The organism is Bacillus sp. SRB_8 (genome assembly GCF_003264205.1).
GTDB classification, from domain to species: domain Bacteria; phylum Bacillota; class Bacilli; order Bacillales; family Bacillaceae_G; genus Bacillus_A; species Bacillus_A mycoides.
Map to the genome: position 1 here is coordinate 1 of NZ_NADT01000147.1, position 941 is coordinate 941.

The 941-nt window shown below is 46.4% G+C and carries 1 protein-coding gene; it reads left to right on the forward strand.

Annotation, left to right across the window (positions count from 1 at the left end):
• Positions 1–941, forward strand: a 941-nt coding sequence (locus B5P40_RS32275; RefSeq protein ID WP_142936388.1) for a reverse transcriptase domain-containing protein, incomplete at both ends; no start/stop codon positions are given.

Genomic DNA, 941 nt, shown 5'->3' on the forward strand with positions numbered 1-941 from the left:
AGGCACCTGCAGCCATGCTGGTGCAACAGCGAAACAATCACACTCTGCGAGCCACTCAGGTCACGATCCCGAAGTCGATCAGCGAAGCATTGGATTCAGAGAACGAGTTTTGCAAGGAATGGGCAGCAGCCACAAAAGCGGAATTTGACAGCTTACAACACAACAAAACCTGGGAACTTGTCAGACTTCCTAGCGGACGCAACGCTATTCAAAACAAATGGGTATTCAAGGTCAAATCAGACGAGAAGGGACTCGTAAACAAATTCAAGGCTAGACTAGTTGTTAAAGGCTACTCACAGCGACCAGGAATCGACTTCGACGAGACATTCTCTCCAGTGGCGCATCTCGCCTCAGTCCGATTGGTATTTGCACTTGCTGCATCATTGAAACTGAAATTGAGACAGCTAGACGTCGTCGGAGCATTCTTGCAAGCAGAACTTCACGAAGAAATATACATGGTTCAACCCAAAGGCTATATTTCTCATGATCCAAGCCTGGTGTGCCGCCTGAAGAAAAGTCTCTACGGTCTGAAGCAGGCTGGACTTGTCTGGAACAATACCATCAATCTATTCATCACCAAAGACCTCGGTTTCAAACGACTCAGTTCTGATGCTTGCGTCTACGTTATGCGGTCAAAAGAAGATATGATTATCATGTCACTGTCAACTGACGATCTGCTGTTGGCTCACAATTGTCCTGTTCTTGCGGAAGGAATCGTTGCACAACTATCAAATCGCTTTCCAATTACGGACCTAGGTGAACCGAAACGGCTACTAGGAATGAGGGTTTCAAGCAGCAACGACGGTATCCTACTTGACCAGGAGACGTATATTTTGGAACAATTGTCAAAATTCCAGATGATGGACTGTAAGCCAGTTGACACTCCAGAACAACCAGGATTCTACTTGAACAAGGACATGTGTGCAACGAGTGCCGAACAA